The organism is Alkalispirillum mobile (assembly GCF_003664325.1).
Classification (GTDB): Bacteria; Pseudomonadota; Gammaproteobacteria; order Nitrococcales; family Halorhodospiraceae; genus Alkalilimnicola; species Alkalilimnicola mobilis.
On the sequence record NZ_RCDA01000001.1, the window covers coordinates 622,841 to 640,146 of the forward strand.

Here is a 17,306-nt window from a genome sequence, read left to right on the forward strand (position 1 = left end):
CCGCAAACGGAAGTTCCCCGGTCAGCCCTCCAGGCTCAACCAGTGACCAAGGTCGTGCTCGCGCCGCCAGAAGCGCCAGCGGCCGCTGCCGTCGCGGCACCAGGCACGACCGGTGCCGGCATCCAGCCGCACCCGGCGCTGGTTACCGGCCAGCCCGCGAAACCATCCCCGTTCCAGGGCCTCGAGCCAGTCCAGCCAGCCCCCGAGGTCCTGAGCGGCCAGGGCGGCCGCGGGCCCGTCGGTGATCACCAGGTGGTCGCCTTCGTCTTCCGGTGGCAGGCGATCGCAATCCAGCGGTACGACCGACACCCCGGTGTGCTTGGCCAGGCCCGCCACGGTGGGGTTGTCGCTATGCAGCCCCGCGGGCCGATGGCGCCATTCCAGGGGCCGGAGCCGCCCCCCACCCCAGGGCCAGAGGCCGTTGATCATCGGCCGCCCCTGGTCCTCGCGGGCCTGGTTAACCGGGTGGCTGTGGAACAGCATCTGGGCCTCGTTGAGCAGACTGGCCCAACGGCTGCCCCGCGGCCCGGCGGGCAGATGCTCCCCCATGCCCCGACCGATGACCTGCAGCAGTGGCGTGGTGGTGACGGCGGCCAGTTCCTCGGGCACCTGCAGATACCAGCGCTCCGGTGTGGGCGCATGGAGCACCAGGCCGTCGTCGGAGAAGAAACCGTTGAAGGCCATGACCAGTTCATCGGCCTCGGTGCGGTCCGGCAGGGCCGCATCACCATGAAAGACCACGATACGGTCCCGGTCCGGCTGCAGCATGACCGGGTCGGCGCGGAACCAGTACTCATCGCCCGGTGTCCCGCCGTCGCCCAGCAAGCCCAGCGGCCCGGCGTTGAGCCCCTCCGGGTGGGTGAGCCAGGCGGAGAGCACGGTGCCCAGATCACCGCCCGGCGCCCGCTCCTTGCGGGCCCGGCTGAGCAGAGCACTGAGGCCGGGAAAGCGGCCCTGGACCTCGGGGGCCGTGGCGGCCGCCCGGGGCACCGGGCCAAGCAGCCCGGGCAGGATCAGGTGGAGCGTACTGGAGCTGGCCATCCCTGCTCGCTTACAGCCGGTCGGTGATGGCGCGACGCACGTCGTCCAGCGTGGCGTCGATGGTGCGCAGGGCGTCGCTGGACTGCTGGATGGCAACGTCCGGGTCTTTCAGGCCGTGCCCGGTGAGCGTGCAGACCACGGTGCTGCCCTCGGGGATGACCCCGTTGCGGATATCGCGCATGGCGCCGGCCAGCGAGGTGGCCGAGGCCGGCTCGCAGAAGACGCCTTCCCGGTCGGCGAGCAGCCGTTGGGCCTCAAGGATCTCCCCGTCCGTGCATTCGTCGAACCAGCCGCCGGACTCCTCCTTGACCTTCCAGGCGTAGTCCCAGGACTGCGGGTGGCCGATGCGGATGGCGGTGGCCACGGTGTCCGGGTCATCCACCATGTGGCCGCGCAGGAAGGGGGCGCTGCCGCTGGCCTGGTAGCCCACCATGACCGGGCGCTTGTCGACGATGGCGCTGGCGTACCGGCAGTGGCCGTGGCACAGGCTGCACGCTTCGGTGAGGATGCCCTCGCCGCGCCCGGAGTACTCACAGTAGCCGATCCAGTGGGCGGTGATATTGCCGGCGTTGCCCACGGGCAGGCAGTGGTAGTCGGGGGCCCGCTCCAGCTCCTCGACGATCTCGAACGCCGCGGTCTTCTGCCCCTGCAGGCGGTAGGGGTTCACCGAGTTGACGATGGTCACCGGCGCATGTTCGGCCACCTCCTTGACCAGGCGCATCCCGTCGTCGAAGTTGCCGCGGATCTGCAGCACCTCGGCGCCGTGCATGATGGCCTGGGCCAGCTTGCCCATGGCGATCTTGCCATCGGGGATGAGCACGAACGCCTTGATACCGGCGCGGGCGGCGTAGGCCGCCGCCGAGGCGGAGGTATTGCCGGTGGAGGCGCAGATGATGGCCTTGCTGCCCTCCTCCACCGCCTTGGTCACGGCCATCGTCATGCCGCGGTCCTTGAACGACCCGGTGGGGTTGAGCCCCTCGTACTTGACGTAGATATCCACGTCCTTGCCCAGCTCGCCCGGGATGTTGTTCAGCCGGATGAGGGGCGTGTTGCCCTCCCCCAGGCTGATCAGGCGGCTGTCATCCTTGACCGGCAGACGGTCGTGGTACTTGGCGATAAGACCGGTATAACGCGGGCGAAACGGCATGGGTGTACGAACCTCGATGATTCAGGAATCAAAACGCTCGACGCGGATGCGCGTCAGGCGCCCATTGACGGCCGGCAGGCCCTCGATCTGTTCGATGGCGGCGTTCATGCGGTGTTCCTTGACCCGGTGGGTCAGGAAGATAACCGGTACGTCCTCGGCACCCGGCGCCGGCTCCTTCTGCATGATGGCCTCGATGCTGATGCCGAGCTCACCCAGAATGCGCGTGACATCGGCCAGCACGCCGGGCTCGTCCTGGGCCATCAGGCGAATGTAGTACGCCGTCTCCACCTCGCCCATGTCCAGCACCGGGTCGTTGGACAGGAAGTGGGACTGGAAGGCCAGGTAGGGCACGCGGTTCTCGGGCTCGAGGTTGAACTCGCGCACCACGTCCACCAGGTCGGCGACCACCGCCGAGGCGGTCGGCTCAGAGCCGGCGCCCGGGCCATAGTAGAGGGTCGGACCCACCGCATCGCCGCTGACCATCACCGCGTTCATCACCCCGTCCACGTTGGCCAGCATGTGGCGCTGGGGCAGCAGCGTCGGGTGCACGCGCAGGGAGTAGCCGTTCTCCTCGTGCACGCAGATACCCAGATGCTTGATGCGGTAACCGAGTTCCTCGGCCCAGGCCACGTCCTCGGCGGTCACGTGGGCGATCCCCTCCACGTGCACCTTGTCGAACTGCAGCGGGATGCCGAAGGCGATGGAGGCCAGGATGGTGAGCTTGTGCGCCGCGTCGATGCCCTCCACGTCGAAGGTGGGGTCGGCCTCCGCGTAGCCCAGCCGCTGCGCCTCGGCCAGCACCTCGCCGAACTCGCGCTCGGCGTAGAACATCTCGGTGAAGATGTAGTTAGCGGTGCCGTTGATGATCCCGGCCAGCCACTGGATGCGGTTACCGGTCAACCCTTCGCGCATGGCTTTGATGATGGGGATCCCGCCGGCCACGGCCGCCTCGAAGACCACCGTGACCCCCTTCTCCCGCGCACGGGCGAAGATCTCATTGCCGTGCAGGGCGATGAGCGCCTTATTGGCGGTGACCACGTGCTTGCCGTTGTCGATGGCCCGTAATACCAGCTCCAGGGCCGGCTCGTAGCCACCGATCAGCTCGACGATGATCTCGGTTTCCGGATCGTCCACCACCTGGAAGGGGTCGGCGGTCAGGCGGATACCCTCGGTACGACAACTGCGCGGCCGGTCCAGGTGGCGGGTGGCCGCGGCAACCACCTGGATCTCACGACCGGCACGGCGGGTGATCTCATCGCTGTTGCGCTCAAGGATATTGACGGTACCGCTGCCCACGGTACCCAGGCCTAGCAGCCCGACTTTCACCGGTTTCAAGAGCTCACCTCCCCTTCCTGTTGATGGTCGTGCTGACCGTCCGTGCGGAACATTTGCTTGATGCAGCGTATGGCCTGGCGCGTGCGGTGCTCGTTCTCGATCAGCCCAAACCGGACATAATCGTCCCCGTAATCACCGAAGCCGATCCCGGGCGAGACGGCAACCTTCGCATCGCGCAGCAGCTTCTTGGCGAATTCCAGCGAGCCCATGTCCCGGTACCGCTCGGGAATCCGCGCCCAGACGAACATAGTGGCCCGGGGCTTCTCCACCTCCCAGCCGGCGGCGTTGAGCCCTTCGCAAAGCACATCCCGCCGCCGCTGGTAGGTCTCGCGGATCTCTTTCACGCAGTCCTGCGGGCCCTCCAGGGCGGCAATGGCCGCCACCTGGATCGGCGTGAACATGCCGTAGTCCAGGTAGGACTTCATCCGCGCCAGCGCAGCGATCAGGTGGCGGTTGCCGCACATGAAGCCCACCCGCCAGCCCGGCATGTTGTAGCTCTTGGACAGAGAGAAGGACTCCACGGCCACTTCCTTCGCACCCGGCACCTGCAGGATGGACGGCGCCTCGTAACCGTCATAGACCAGATCGGCATAGGCCAGGTCGTGTACCACCCAGATCTGATGCTGCCGGGCGATCGCCACCACCTTTTCGAAGAACTCCAGGTCCACGCAGGTGGTGGTGGGATTGGACGGGAAGCTCAAGATAAGCATCTTGGGCTTCGGGTAGCTGTCCCGGATGCCTTTCTCCAGTTCGGAGAAGAAATCGCCCTCGGGCTGCATCGGCACGTGGCGGATGTCCGCGCCCGCGATCACCACCCCGTAGGGATGAATGGGATAGGCCGGGTTGGGCACCAGCACCGCGTCACCGGGTGCCAGTGTGGCCAGCGCCAAGTGCGCCAGGCCTTCCTTCGAGCCGATGGTGACAATGGCCTCGGTCTCACGATCGAGGTCCACGTCGTACCGGTCGCGATACCAGTTGCAGATGGCGCGACGCAACCGGGGGATGCCGCGGGAGACGGAGTAGCGGTGGGTGTCCCCCCGCTGCGACGCCTCGCAGAGCTTGTCGACGATATGCTGCGGCGTGGGCTGGTCCGGATTCCCCATCCCGAAGTCTACGATGTCCTCCCCGCGTGCCCGCGCGGCGGCCTTCAACTCGTTGACAATATTGAAGACATACGGCGGCAGGCGCTTGATTCGGGGAAACTCTTCGCTCAGGTTCATCGGACTCGCTCCAGTCTCACGGTAAAGCCCGCCCTTGCGCACTCCGGGTCGGCGCAAAGGGCGGGCAAGTTAATCCTCGCAAGTAAGCGTGCCAATGTACCGACTGGGGGCCCTGCTTGTCATCCCCAAGGCGCGTGGCGCGACACTTGGTACAATGCCCCTCTCAGGCAAGCCACAGATTTCGGAGTACCCTGCCGATGAAGATCTCACAGGATCTGGGGACCGCCAGCTACCGGATACGGGGCTACGAACCCGGCGAAGTCCGGATCAACCAGGACGCCCACCAGGCGAGTCTGGTGCTCGGGCTCGATGCCCTGATCACCGATTGGGGGCCGGGCTCATTGGATGAGCTGACCGCGGCCCACATGGAGACCGTGCTAAGCCTCGCCCCGGAGGTGATCATCCTGGGCACCGGGGAGACACAGCGTTTCCCCGACCGCGAGATCATGCTCCCGCTGCTGCGCGAAGGTATCGGCGTCGAGGTAATGGCCAACGACGCCGCCTGCCGGACGTACAACGTGCTGATGAGCGAGGACCGCAGGGTGGCGCTGGCGCTGATCATGGAACGTTAGCGCCCCAAAACGCGATCACCCCGGCAGGCCAGAGGCCCGCCGGGGTGATTGTCGCTGCTCTGCAGGTACTACCCTGGGTTAGCCGAAGACCGCGTCCTGGGAGAAGCCCTCCCGCTCCATCACCTCACGCAAGCGCCGCAGGGCGTCGATCTGGATCTGTCGGACCCGCTCCCGGGTCACCCCGATCTCGTTACCGACCTGCTCCAGGGTGGCCCGATCGTGGCCGTTGAGGCCGAAGCGCCGTTCCACCACCGCCCGTTGCTTGTCGGTCAGCTCGCCCAGCCACGCCCCGAGGTTACCGAACACATCGCCGTCCTGAAGCGCCGACACCGGGTCAACGTTGTTTTCGTCGGGGATGGCATCCAGAAGGACCCGGTCCGCGTCGCGACCGATGGGCACATCGACCGATGTCGTGCCCTCGTTCAGCCCGCGCATGCGGCGAACGTCCTCCACGTCACGGCCCATGTGCTCGGCGATCTCCTCCACCGTGGGCTCGTGATCCAACTGCTGGGTTAGCTTGCGCGCTGCCCGCAGGTACTGGTTGATCTCCTTGATGACGTGGATAGGCAGACGGATGGTCCGGGTCTGGTTCATGATGGCCCGTTCGATAGTCTGCCGGATCCACCAGGTGGCGTAGGTGGAGAACCGGAAACCACGCTCCGGATCGAACTTCTCCACCGCCCGGATCAGGCCGAGATTGCCTTCCTCGATCAGATCCAGGAATGCCAGCCCCCGGTTCATATACCGACGGGCAATCTTGACCACCAAGCGCAGGTTGCTTTCGATCATCCGCGCCCGAGCGGCTGCGTCACCGCGCTGCGCTCGACGGGAGTAATAAACCTCTTCCTCGGCGCTGAGCAGCGGGGAGTAGCCGATCTCGTTGAGATATATCTGCGTGGCATCCAGCGAGGCCTGATATGCCGTCTGGGCCCGACGCCGCCGGGGCGCACGCTCCTTGACCGTCGGGGGAGTGAGTGGCTCAGGCTCCTCTTGTTCTTCCTGAACGCTTTCCGCCCCTAACTGCAGGGGTACGCTCTCGTTGTTGCCTTCTTCAAACTCGACTGAATCCATGTCGTCCGTCGTTCCCTCTCCATCAAGCCTTGTCAGATCCGCCATGCCGATCCTCCGATCCTGACCCTCATTTGGCAGGCCCGCCGAGTTGATCCTCCCGGCTGAGCTGCCCCGGGCTACCCTTCAGCGTTACACGCACCCTAGCGCGTCTGATGCATTGATTTATTTTTGTTGTGCCAAGCAAGAACTTGACATGAGTCACTATAGGACCGCTCGATCGGGGCTTTACAATAATATTTTGCTATAAGGGTTCGCCTTAATCCCTGCCGACCAGCTTATTCCCGTGAAGGCAGGTGCCCTAGCGGGTCCACGGGATCGCCGTCCCGCCGCAGTTCGAAATGCAGGCCGGGGCTGTTCGCCCCCGGGCCGCGCCCCATTTCGGCGATCACCTGCCCTTTGCGAACAGACTCGCCTTCGCTCACATGCAGCCGGCGGTTATAGCCGTACGCCGTAAGGTACTGGCTGTCGTGCTTGATGATGACCAAATTGCCGTAGCCGCGCAGCGCCGAGCCGCTGTAAACCACCGAGCCATCCGCCGCGGCCCGGATATCAGCCCCTTCCCGGCCACGGATCTCGATACCGCGCTTACCACCGCCGCCGCTCTCGAAGCGCTTGGCCAGCTCGCCCTCCACCGGCCATTGCCAGTCGATGTCTCCGCCGCCTGAAGGCGCCGGCGCTGGGCTTGAACCGGAACCCGTGCTGCCACCCGCAGCGGGGCTACTGCCGCTACTGGACGAGCTCGGAGGCGTGCTGGTGCTGCCCCCGCCGCCCTCCGAACCGGACTGACCGGAACCGCTGGCCACGGGGCGCGTCCCGCCGCCGCTGCCGGAGGGTGGGTTGAGGCGCAGCCGTTGGCCGACCTGAATGTGGTCCGGGGACGAGAGGTTGTTCCAGCGGGCCACTTCGCGATAGTCCAGCCCGTGGCGCCAGGAGATGGCGTAGAGGGTATCGCCCGGCCGGACTTCGTAATGGTAGACCCGGCTACCGCCGTCGCCGGAAAACGACGGCCAGGAGAAGCTGGCGCAGCCGGTCAGCGTCAAGACCGACAAGGCCACCACCGCTAGCCGGGTCAGCCCTTTCATAACAATCGATATATCACATAACCCAGGATCAACAGGGCTACTGTGGCCCATCCGAGCCGATCAATCCAGGCGCGCAAGGCGGGCTCCACCTTCGGCCCGCCCCAGCTGACCAGTCCGGCCACAAGGTAGAACCGCGAGCCCCGGCCCACCAGCGAGGCCAGGATGAAGGGCACGATGCCCACCCCCATGGCGCCGGCGGCGATGGTGAACACCTTGTACGGGACGGGCGAAAAACCGGCGAGCAGCACCACCCAGAAGCCCCAGTCGCTGAACCACTCCCGCGCCTGCTGGTAAGCGCCGTACTGCCCGGCCGCCTCAACCCAGGGGAGGACCACGGAGAGCGCGAAATAGCCGATGACGTACCCAAGCACACCGCCCGCCACCGAGGTCAACGTGGTGATGGTGGCATACCACATGGCCCGTTGCGGCCGGGCCAAACTCATGGGCGCCAGCATGACGTCCGGGGGTATGGGAAAGAAAGACGACTCGGCGAAGCTGAGCGAGCCGAGGTACCAGGGTGCACGCGGGTGCGCCGCCCACAGCAACATGCGAACGTAGAGCCAGGAAAATGGATGCATCAACGACAGCCACCCAGCAGTGGAACAAAGCTCACCGACGCAACATGGCGCCGCTTCAGCTCACCGTTCTCCCGCTCCACCAGTACCAGCTCCTGGGGCTGCCCCGCACCGCCAATGGGGGCCACCAGCCGCCCCCCCTCGTCCAGCTGATCCCACAGCGCCTCCGGCACCTCCTCGGGCGCAGCCGTCACGATAATGCCCTGGTAAGGCGCATGCTGCGCCCAGCCCTCGCTACCGTCCCCATAGCGGACATGGACCCGGTAGAGCTTGAGCTCCCGCATCCGCTGCCGTGCCCGATCGGCCAGCACCTTGATGCGTTCAACGGTGTAGACCTCCACCCCCAGGTAGGCCAGGATGGCCGCCTGGTAGCCGGAGCCGGTGCCCAACTCCAGCACCCGTTCGGGGATATCCCGCTCGATCAGCAGTTCGGTCATGCGCGCCACCACCCAGGGCTGGGAGATGGTCTGCCCGTGGCCGATCGGCAACGGGGTGTTGTCGTAGGCCCGGCTGGCCAGCGCCTCGTCCACGAAGAGGTGGCGCGGGACATCCAGGATGGCCTGCAGCACGCGTTGATCCCGGATGCCCTCGTCTGCCAGGCGGGCCACCAGGCGCTCTCGTGTGCGGCGGGAGGTCATGCCGATCCCCTCGAAGCGGTGCGGGTCCATCTCAGCCCCCCTCCTCGGCCGGACGACCCAACCCGGTAACCCAGCCGGCCACCTGGTCCAGGGCGGTGTAGCGGGTCAGGTCCACCTGGATGGGGGTTACCGAGACAAACCCGTTGCGAACGGCGTAGAAATCCGTGCCGGGGCCGGCGTCCTCCTCGTTGCCGGGGGGCCCGATCCAGTAGATGGGCCGCCCACGGGGGTCCTCGCCACGGACTACCGGCTCGGCCCGGTGCCGCCGGCCCAACCGCGTGGCCTCCCAGCCCTGTATCTCCTCCCAGGGCAGGTCGGGCACGTTGATGTTCAGGATGGTGTCGGACGGCAGCGGATCGCGGCTGAGCCGTTCAACGATCTGCCGGGCCACGCGCGCCCCCGAGGCCAGGTGCCGGGGGGCGAAGGAGTTCAGTGAGATAGCGATGGCCGGCAATCCGAGAAAGCGGCCCTCGGTGGCCGCGGCAACGGTGCCGCTGTAGAGTACGTCGTCCCCCATGTTGGCCCCGGCGTTGATACCGGAGACCACCATGTCCGGCTCTTCGCGCAGCAGGCCGGTAATGGCCAGGTGGACGCAATCGGTCGGCGTCCCTTCCACACGGTAGCGCCGCTCACCCACCTCGTGTACCCGCAGCGGATAATCGAGGGTGAGCGAGTTGCTCGCGCCGCTGCGGTCGCGTTCAGGCGCGACCACGGTGACATCCGCCATCTTGGAAAGCGCATCGAAAAGGGCCAGGATGCCCGGCGCCTGATAACCATCGTCATTACTGACCAGAATGTGCATCATAGAAATGCCATCGCGTGTACCGGTGGTGATATTCAAGTGAAGTGGCGAGAGTATACCGCGACAATCACCCGCTGAGGGCGGCCATGAGTTCCAAGGATAACAATCAGGACTGGCGCCTGTTCCACGAGGAGATGGCCGACGTGAAGCCACTCCAGCATAACCGCGTTGCCGCGCGCAAACCGCCACCGCCGCCCCGCCCCCTGCAGCGGGAGCAGGACGAGCGCCAGGTCATGGACGAGTTGATGGACCCGCCCGACCCGGCAGAGATCGAGACCGGCGAGGAACTGTTGTACTTCCGGGAGGGGTTACAACGCCGGGTGCGTCGTCAACTGCGTCGGGGGCAGTTTCCCCCCACCGCCTGGCTGGACCTGCACGGCATGACATCGCTGCAGGCCCGTCGGGCCGTGGCCGAGTTTCTGCAACGGTGCCGCAAGGAGCGCCACCGCTGTGTTCGGATCATCCACGGCAAGGGCAAGCGCTCGAGCAACCACGGGCCGGTGCTCAAGCGCAAAGTCGATTACTGGCTGCGCCAGCGCGACGAGGTGCTGGCTTTTTGCTCCGCCCTACCCAGCGATGGAGGCACCGGCGCTGCGTACGTGCTGCTGCGGTTGGAACGCTGACGCCGCCTCGATAGCGCCGGCCCGGACCCTTATATTGAGCCCACCACCGCGCTTGGCCTCGTAGCAGGCCTGATCGGCCAGTTCCAGTAACTGCTCCGCGGGCGGGCCATCGCCATGCACCAACACCACCCCGATACTGACCCCCAGCCGCAGGTTCTGGCCGCGCCACCACAAATTGTAATCGGCCACTGCATCCCGGATGGACTGACCGATCCGGATGGCCTGCAATAACGGGCAATGCTCCAGCAGGATCAGGAATTCGTCGCCGCCCAGCCGGGCAACGGTGTCCCGCTGCCGCACACAGGCGTGCAGCTGCTCGGCCACATCAGACAGCACCCGATCTCCCGTGCAGTGGCCGGCCAGGTCGTTGATCTGCTTGAACCTGTCCAGGTCCAGGTAACACAGCGCGTGCTCGGTACGCTGCTCCTTGGCGGAGGCGACCATGCGTTGCAGCCGCCGCAAGGCCTCTCTGCGGTTGACCAGCCCGGTCAGCCCGTCGTGGTTCGCTTCGTAGGTCAGACGCCGTGCCATCTTCAGGTAATCACCGATATCCCGGAATGAAATAACCAAACCCTGCACCGCCCCCAGGCCATCGCGGATGGTCGCGCCCGATAGCGCCAACTCCACCAGTTCGCCGTCGCGCCGACGCAGCTGCGCATACCGCTCCCCTGCCGACTCCGTGCCCAGGCATTGCTGCAACATCTCATCGACAACCACGGTGCCTCCGTCGCCCTCCAGGCGGAGCACGTCCGACAGGACATGCCCCTTGGCATCTCCCACCGCCCAGCCGGTCAGGTGCGCCGCCCTCGGGTTGAGGTACCCCACCCGACCGTCCGGCCGGACCCAGACCACAGCCTCCGGCAGGGCTTCCAAAAGCGGTTCCTGGAAAGTCAGTCCCATTGCATCCTCCCGCACCATGCGGTCTCAACGACTTGGGCCCGCGATCGGCCACGCCTCAAGCCCGCTCGCAATCCACCATGCGGACCAGTACAGAGAGATTGCCCGTGCCCAGCTTCTCCCGAATTCGCCGCCGCCGCGCCTCCACGGTCGAGAGGCTGACATGCAACTGGCGGGCAATCAGCTTGTTGGGCTTACCCGCCACCACGGCCTCCAGCACGGCCCGCTCCCCATCGTTCAGCCTCGAAATGCGGTCATGGATGCCCGATTGCCGCTCCCGTGCCCGCCGGTGCTCCGCCTCCTGTGCCAGGACCTGGCGCACTCGCTGTACCAGTTGGCTGCCCCTGAACGGCTTGCAAACGAAGTCCGTGGCGCCCTGCCTCATGGCATTGATGGCCGTGTCCACATCGCCATGGCCGGTCACGATAATGACAGGCAGGTGAATCCCCCTGACGAGCAAAGCCTTCTGCGCCCCCAGGCCACTGAGCCCTGGCATCCGCACATCGAGTAATACGCAGCCAGTCGTCTCCTCATCCACCGCATCCAGGAATGACCAGGCATCGGCGAAGCTCTGTACCGGCAATCCATGAACGCGCATTAACTCGCCTATCGATTCCCTTACAGCTTCATCGTCGTCGACGACAAATACGGTCGCATCGTTTTGGGATTCTTTAATCAAAGTAGTTGCCACGCATTTGCGTTAGATCGCCCGGGCCTATTACCCACAACGGGTTCGGTTGCACACGCCCACTGAATTGGGCGTGTCACTCTCTCAAGAGTAGGGAACTACTCTAACCGCTTGTATCCGGGGCGACCGCAAGGGACGTCAGGTTAGCCCTTATTTCCTGACCCACCCTTGGTATACCCGGTTGACCGGGGAATTGGCAAATGGAAACAAAAACAGGTGACATTTTCTGTTTCCTCGAACCACAAACGCCCGCCATGAGCCTCAATAATGGAATAACTGATGGGCAGACCCAACCCCAATCCCGTAGGCTTAGTAGTAAAAAAGGGTTCGAAAAGCCCTTCCCGAACCCGCTCGCTCATACCGGGGCCCGTGTTACAGACCGAGAACCGCACGTACCCATCGGACTCTTCCACGGTGAGCCGGACACGCCGGTCCTCGGCGTCGGGGTGTGCATGCATCGCCTCTACCCCGTTCCGGACCAGGTTCAACAACACCTGCTGGATCTGGAGGGGATCGACCCGGAGATCGGGCAACGCGTCAGGCATGACGAATTTCAAGGAGGCTTGCCCCCGGCGCAACTCCAGGTCGATCAGGTCGCGCACATCGTCAATCAGTTGCCGTGGCTGCAGCCGCCGTTCAGGAATGCGCCCCGGTTCCCGGCGGGCGAAAGCGCGCGCCCGCTCCACCACCTGGCTGGCGCGCTCGGCCTGCGCACCGAGCTTGTCCAGTAACCTGAGCAGCTCCGCTTTCTCCACCGGGCCCTCGCCGGCCACCCGGTCGGTGACCGCGTCAGCGTAGTTAACGATCGCCGCCAGGGGCTGGTTCAACTCATGGGCCAGCCCTGTGGCAAGCTCCCCGAGCAGGCCGACCCGGTCAATGTGATTCAGGGTGTCACGCTGCCGCTGCAGGTGCCGCTGGTGCAGCTCTTCGTTCCACTGGCCACCCAGCCATTGGGCAAGCAGCTGCACGCTCTCCGCGTCCATCGGCGTCCAGCCGGCGCAGTTCTCGCTGGTGCAAAAGAACCCGAGATACCCGGCGCAACGGCCCTGCACCACCACCGGCGCCTGCAGGCCGGCGTGCAGCGGCGGCCCGACGTGCCCGGTGCCAGTCAGCCAATGGCGGGGCGCCTCGTACCAGGTGCAACTGATGCCGACCCGCAAGTCATCGATGGCGCCGCAGTCCGCTGGCAAAAGCGCTGTGACATCCAGCACCTCCCCGGGTGGCGGCCCGGGTTCCGGCAATGCACGCAGCACCCGCAGTGCGTCGTCCTTCCGGTGTGCCACCAGCGCCACGTCCGCGTTGAACGCCCTCAGGCCTTCTTCCAACAAAATGCGGCCTTTATCCGCCTTGGCTATTTCCTGATCGGTACTCAGCCGGTGCAACAAGGTCATCAGGCGTTTGCCTTTTTGATGCGCCTGGTCCGTTTCCACCCGGATCAGGTAGACACGCAGGACCTCGAGCACGGCGTTGAGGATGCTCACCTCTTCCGCGTCCGGCCCTCCACCGGTGTCTGCCCACCCCGGGCGCGGAGTGAGCTCGACGACCCCTGGCCCGGACAGGGTGGTGTAGAGGGCCTCCCGGTGCAGTGGCGGTAGCGGTTGAAAGCCCGGGCTGGTGTAGTGGCGACCGTTGTAGGCAATCCGGGCAGCAGCCCGGGCGGGTTCCCGCAAGCTGGTGGGCAGTAAAACGGCAAAGTGCTGAAGGACCTCCTCTCGCCTGGAGGCGCCGGCGTCGTGGGCCAGCAACGCCGCCCGGTGCAAAAGCGTCAATAGCCGCATCCGCCGCTTCTGCTCACGCTGGTAGCCCTGGGCCAGTTGGCGCTCCTGCCAAAGCCGGGTGACATCGCGCTGCACGCTGAGGTAATGGGTGATTCGACCGGCGTCATCCCGCAGACCGGTGATCTTCCATTCGACCCGGTACTCCTCGCCATCGCGCCGGTAATTGGCGGTCTCGCCGACGAAATCTTCGCCCGCTTCCAGCTGTTGACGCTGGTGGCGTAACACCTCCGGATCGGTCTGCGGCCCTTGCAGCAATCGTGGGCTGTGGCCAACGATCTCGCCGCGGCGATAGCCGGACATGCGCTCGAAGGCCTCATTGACGAACAGGATGGTCGGGCCGGGCCAGTTGAGATTGGTGTCCGTAACCATGATCGGGTCAGGACACTGCTCGAGGGCCCGCCGGTAAAAGGCTGGGGGCGGCACCCCCTGGGCCGGCCTGGTCTCGGTCACGGTGAACGCCCCGTTGACTGCAGATCCCCGCCCGGGGCATCGGGCAGTTCGGGGTAACGCGACAACACGCCCACCGCGACGGCCATGCGGACCAACTCCGAGTAGGTCTCTATACGGAGCTTGCGGAACAGGCGCGCGCGATGCACCTCCAGGGTACGGGGGCTAATCCCGAGGGCCTCGGCGAGCTCACGGTGGCAGCCACCTTCCGCCATGGCGCAGAACACCTCGTACTCCCTGTGCGTGAGTTGCGCCAACCGGTGCCGGGCGCGCTGGCGGGCCTCGCTCTCCGCCTGGGCAGCCTGGCTGACCTGTATTGCCTGGCAAATGGTATCCAGTAATTCCTGCTCACCTGCCGGCGCGCGCAAAATGTCCCAGGCCCCCTGACGCAGGGCGTCGATCACCGACTCGAGCGCGGTGGGCCCCACAACGGCCACCAGGGGGAGCAGGCGACGGCGATGAGAGCGCTCCTCCGGAGCCAACTCCGCCTCCGGCAGCGGCAACGCCCCGTCGACCCGGGTCACTATGCAGCCGGGCCCGTCGCCCAGCGTGCACCGGGCCCGCAGGCAAGTGCCATCACACAGGCGCGATGACAGGCCGGCGTTCTGTAACTGCCTACCCAACCGCTCCGCCTCGTCCGGCTGGAAACCGTGAAGGCAAACGGCTCCCTGATCAGAGTGATCTGTACTCAATACCCCCCCCCGGAACACCTATACGTGGTTATTGAATACCACAACTCAATATAGACGCTCTGAAACGCGTGATCACCACGAGCCGCTGGAATTAGACGCGAAGTCCGTCGGTTACAACTTACCCGACCACTTCCCGGATAAGCACAGTCGCGTAGGCGCCGGCTGGCAGGGAGAACCCGAGCTGCAATTGATTGCGCACCGGCCAGTGCCAGGCCAGGTCGGATACGCGCAGCCGCAGGGCACGCCGGGCGGCCTTCATCCGGGCCCGCGCCAGCCCGGCCTGCCAGATGGGCGCCGCCTCGAGGACAGCCTGCTCCAGCGCCGCGACATCCGCTGTCGGCTGAACATTGCCCTCACCGGCCAACGGCCCGGTGGGGTGGATCTCCAGGCGGGCACAACGGCCGTCCAGCGCCGGGTCGTCCGCCGCCGTTTCGAACACCGCTCCGCGCCCGTCGAGCATGGCCAGTTCGCCGGGCAGAATCCGGTGCCAGCTGCCACCCCTGACCCGCTGCGCCAGCACCCGGTTGAATAACTCCGAACGCACGCTGGAGAGCAGCAGGCCCCGGAGCTTACGGTCCCGTGGGGGGCGCCCGCCTTCGAACCAGACAGTGGCCTGGGCCAGGTTGCCGCCGCCGCGACCAAATCGCTGGCTGCCGAAGTAATTGGGCACGCCGCATTGGCTGATCCGGTATAGGCGGCGGGCCACCGCCTCCGGGTCGGCATCGCAGTCGCGCAGCGTCAACAGGAAGCGGTTGCCCTTGAGTGCGCCGGTACGCAACTTGCGTTCGTGCCGGCGGGCGATGAGGATCCGGCAGTCGTCCAGGGGACCAGGCCCCGGGCCGATAGGCAGATTGCGGCCCGGGGCGTAGAGACTGAACCACTGCCGCGTCACGGCGTGTTTGTCCTTCAGGCCGGCGAAGGAAACGTCCCTGGGGTGAACGCCGGCCGCCCGAGCCAGGGCCTGGGCCACCTGCGCGGTGTTCACCCCCCGTTTCTCCACCCAAAGCCAGAGGTGCTCACCGATACCGCAGGGTGCGAGGCCGGTGATCTCCTCTACGATGAAATCCTCGGGATGGGCCTTCAGCCGGGCCTGGCCCAGCGGACCACCCCAGGCGTGGGGTAACTCGGCGGGGGCGTCAGCGCTCAAAAAAACCTTCCCGGGCGATCAGCACCACGGCCGTGGCCGCAATGCCCTCGCCCCGCCCGGTGAAACCCATCTTCTCCGTGGTGGTGGCTTTCACGTTCACCGCCGCAGGCGCCACCCCGAGGTCCGCCGCGACGCGGTCGCGCATGGCCTCCACGTAGGGCGCCATGCGCGGGCGCTGCGCGATCAGCGTGGCGTCGGCATTGATCACCCGCCAGCCGCCCGCCTGCACCCGTTCCAGCGCATCACGCAGCAACACGCGGCTGTCGATGCCCTTGTAGGCGGGGTCGGAGTCGGGGAAGTGCTTACCCAGGTCCCCTTCACCGGCGGCGCCCAGCAGTGCGTCGGTCACCGCGTGCATCAGCACATCGCCGTCGGAGTGCGCGGCGAGGCCGCGTTCGTGGGGGACCTGCACACCGCCCAGGATCAACGGTGTGCCGGGCTCACCGAATCGATGGGCGTCAACGCCCTGTCCTACCCGGATCATGCCTGCTTTCCTCTCTTTTGCCACCGCCCGAGCGATGGCATCGGTAACCGCGCCGGGCCCATGCAGCCCGGCGTTCAGTGTTGCTGCGCCTGAAGTATGGCCTCGGCGAGTGCCAGGTCCGTTGGGCGGGTGATCTTGATGTTGGTGGCCTCGCCAGTTACCAGGCGCGGACGGACACCCGCCGCTTCCATGGCCGAGGCGTCATCGGTCACCGTCAGTCCGGCCTCCACTGCGCGTTCCAGCGCCTGCGCCAGTGCCGCCACGGGGAAGAGCTGCGGGGTCAGTGCATGCCAGAGGCCATCGCGGTCCGTGGTGCCAGCCACGTGGCCCGCGCCGTCGTCACGCTTGAGGGTGTCCCGGACCGGGAAACCCAGCAACCCGCCCTGGTCATCGGCGGCGGTGGCGATCAGGCGCTGGACCTCCTCCAGCGTCACGCAGGGGCGTACAGCATCGTGCACCAGCGCGTATTCCCGCCCCGCCCCCTGCTCACACAGCCACCGCAGCGCAGAGAGTACCGAGTCACAGCGCTCGGCCCCGCCGGGCACCCGCTGCACCGGCTTGTCGTGCCGGTAGCCCACCGCATCCCAATGGTCATCCTCCGGTGAGAGGGCCACCACGGCGCCCGCCACGCCGGGTACCGCCAGCAGGCGGTCCAGCGTGCGCGCGATGACGGGTCGACCGGCCAGCGACAGGTACTGTTTGGGAACCGGCCCGCCCATTCGCCGGCCGACACCGGCGGCGGGCAGCACCGCCCAGATTCGCCCCCTGCTCACCGCTGCTCGTCCTCGTGCTCGATGACCTGGTAGAACGTCTCGCCCTCACGGATCATGCCCAGCTCGCTGCGGGCGCGCTCTTCCAGCGCCTCCAGCCCGGTCTTCAAGTCCTCGACCTCGGCCTCCAGGGCCTGGTTGCGCTGACGCAGCTGCTCCACCTCGTCGCGCTGGGTCTCTACGCTGCGCTCCAACCCGCGCACCTCGGTCAAACCGCCCTCACCAAACCAGAGCGTGCCCTGGAGATAGACCAGCAATACCACCAGCAGACCGAGCACCCAGCGCATGGGGAATCAC

The 17,306-nt window shown here is 66.2% G+C and carries 19 protein-coding genes; 2 read left to right on the forward strand and 17 right to left on the reverse strand.

Annotated elements, in window-relative coordinates; all coding sequences use genetic code 11:
- Positions 1-21 precede the first annotated feature (21 nt).
- From DFR31_RS02915 to alaC, 4 genes are read right to left on the reverse strand one after another with little or no spacing between them, the layout of a single operon-like run.
- Complete coding sequence (locus tag DFR31_RS02915) at positions 22-1,041, reverse strand: phosphoglycerate mutase (protein WP_121441151.1); 1,020 nt, start codon at positions 1,039-1,041, stop codon at positions 22-24.
- A gap of 10 nt (positions 1,042-1,051) precedes the next feature.
- Positions 1,052-2,188: a threonine synthase gene (gene thrC / locus DFR31_RS02920; RefSeq protein WP_121441152.1), complete on the reverse strand. Its 1,137-nt coding sequence runs from the start codon at positions 2,186-2,188 to the stop codon at positions 1,052-1,054.
- 21 nt (positions 2,189-2,209) lie between these two features.
- The gene (locus DFR31_RS02925; protein WP_121441153.1) at positions 2,210-3,523 is read right to left on the reverse strand and encodes a homoserine dehydrogenase; all 1,314 of its coding nucleotides are present in this window, start codon (positions 3,521-3,523) and stop codon (positions 2,210-2,212) included.
- Positions 3,520-4,737, reverse strand: a complete 1,218-nt coding sequence (gene alaC, locus DFR31_RS02930; RefSeq protein WP_211328258.1) for an alanine transaminase — start codon at positions 4,735-4,737, stop codon at positions 3,520-3,522. Before alaC ends, DFR31_RS02925 begins: the two co-directional genes overlap by 4 nt.
- A 203-nt stretch (positions 4,738-4,940) precedes the next feature.
- On the opposite strand from alaC, the gene DFR31_RS02935 reads away from it, so the two are divergent.
- Positions 4,941-5,315, forward strand: coding sequence for an Mth938-like domain-containing protein (locus DFR31_RS02935; protein ID WP_121441155.1), 375 nt, complete (start codon positions 4,941-4,943; stop codon positions 5,313-5,315).
- A 78-nt stretch (positions 5,316-5,393) separates the two neighbouring features.
- Here the strand turns inward: DFR31_RS02935 and rpoS are convergent, their stop codons facing one another.
- The 5 genes from rpoS to surE form a co-directional block, all read right to left on the reverse strand.
- Complete coding sequence (gene rpoS, locus DFR31_RS02940) at positions 5,394-6,386, reverse strand: RNA polymerase sigma factor RpoS (protein WP_121441156.1); 993 nt, start codon at positions 6,384-6,386, stop codon at positions 5,394-5,396.
- A 275-nt stretch (positions 6,387-6,661) separates the two neighbouring features.
- Positions 6,662-7,468 (reverse strand): peptidoglycan DD-metalloendopeptidase family protein, encoded by an 807-nt coding sequence (locus tag DFR31_RS02945; RefSeq protein ID WP_121441157.1) that lies wholly within the window; start codon positions 7,466-7,468, stop codon positions 6,662-6,664.
- The gene (locus tag DFR31_RS02950) at positions 7,465-8,046 is read right to left on the reverse strand and encodes a YqaA family protein (protein ID WP_121441158.1); all 582 of its coding nucleotides are present in this window, start codon (positions 8,044-8,046) and stop codon (positions 7,465-7,467) included. The genes DFR31_RS02945 and DFR31_RS02950 overlap by 4 nt, the downstream gene beginning before the upstream one ends.
- Positions 8,046-8,711 carry a protein-L-isoaspartate(D-aspartate) O-methyltransferase gene (locus DFR31_RS02955; protein WP_121441159.1) on the reverse strand — a complete coding sequence of 222 codons (666 nt, stop codon included), beginning with the start codon at positions 8,709-8,711 and terminating at the stop codon, positions 8,046-8,048. The genes DFR31_RS02950 and DFR31_RS02955 overlap by 1 nt, the downstream gene beginning before the upstream one ends.
- Before the next feature lies 1 nt (position 8,712).
- A complete protein-coding gene (gene surE / locus DFR31_RS02960; protein WP_121442146.1) occupies positions 8,713-9,483 on the reverse strand; it encodes a 5'/3'-nucleotidase SurE in 771 nt (256 codons plus the stop codon).
- A gap of 86 nt (positions 9,484-9,569) precedes the next feature.
- Here surE and DFR31_RS02965 point away from each other — a divergent pair, with 86 nt between their 5' ends.
- Positions 9,570-10,106, forward strand: a complete 537-nt coding sequence (locus tag DFR31_RS02965) for a Smr/MutS family protein (protein ID WP_121441160.1) — start codon at positions 9,570-9,572, stop codon at positions 10,104-10,106.
- Here the strand turns inward: DFR31_RS02965 and DFR31_RS02970 are convergent.
- The 8 genes from DFR31_RS02970 to ftsB all read right to left on the reverse strand — a co-directional run bounded on the left by DFR31_RS02970 (position 10,050) and on the right by ftsB (position 17,296).
- Positions 10,050-11,006 carry a diguanylate cyclase domain-containing protein gene (locus DFR31_RS02970; RefSeq protein WP_170153580.1) on the reverse strand — a complete coding sequence of 319 codons (957 nt, stop codon included), beginning with the start codon at positions 11,004-11,006 and terminating at the stop codon, positions 10,050-10,052. The genes DFR31_RS02965 and DFR31_RS02970 overlap by 57 nt on opposite strands.
- A 55-nt stretch (positions 11,007-11,061) precedes the next feature.
- Complete coding sequence (locus DFR31_RS02975; RefSeq protein ID WP_281273336.1) at positions 11,062-11,694, reverse strand: response regulator transcription factor; 633 nt, start codon at positions 11,692-11,694, stop codon at positions 11,062-11,064.
- Positions 11,695-11,834: 140 nt separating this feature from the next.
- Positions 11,835-13,919, reverse strand: a complete 2,085-nt coding sequence (locus DFR31_RS02980) for a PAS domain-containing sensor histidine kinase (protein ID WP_121441163.1) — start codon at positions 13,917-13,919, stop codon at positions 11,835-11,837.
- Positions 13,916-14,440 (reverse strand): response regulator transcription factor, encoded by a 525-nt coding sequence (locus DFR31_RS02985; protein ID WP_147436932.1) that lies wholly within the window; start codon positions 14,438-14,440, stop codon positions 13,916-13,918. The genes DFR31_RS02980 and DFR31_RS02985 overlap by 4 nt, the downstream gene beginning before the upstream one ends.
- A gap of 286 nt (positions 14,441-14,726) precedes the next feature.
- Entirely contained in the window at positions 14,727-15,755 is a 1,029-nt protein-coding gene (gene truD / locus DFR31_RS02990) for a tRNA pseudouridine(13) synthase TruD (RefSeq protein ID WP_121441165.1), read from the reverse strand.
- On the reverse strand, positions 15,745-16,239 hold the full coding sequence (gene ispF / locus DFR31_RS02995; protein WP_121441166.1) for a 2-C-methyl-D-erythritol 2,4-cyclodiphosphate synthase: 495 nt from the start codon (positions 16,237-16,239) through the stop codon (positions 15,745-15,747). The genes truD and ispF overlap by 11 nt, the downstream gene beginning before the upstream one ends.
- Positions 16,240-16,313: 74 nt before the next feature.
- On the reverse strand, positions 16,314-17,012 hold the full coding sequence (gene ispD / locus DFR31_RS03000) for a 2-C-methyl-D-erythritol 4-phosphate cytidylyltransferase (RefSeq protein WP_121441167.1): 699 nt from the start codon (positions 17,010-17,012) through the stop codon (positions 16,314-16,316).
- Entirely contained in the window at positions 17,009-17,296 is a 288-nt protein-coding gene (gene ftsB / locus DFR31_RS03005) for a cell division protein FtsB (protein ID WP_121441168.1), read from the reverse strand. The genes ispD and ftsB overlap by 4 nt, the downstream gene beginning before the upstream one ends.
- Positions 17,297-17,306: the final 10 nt, after the last annotated feature.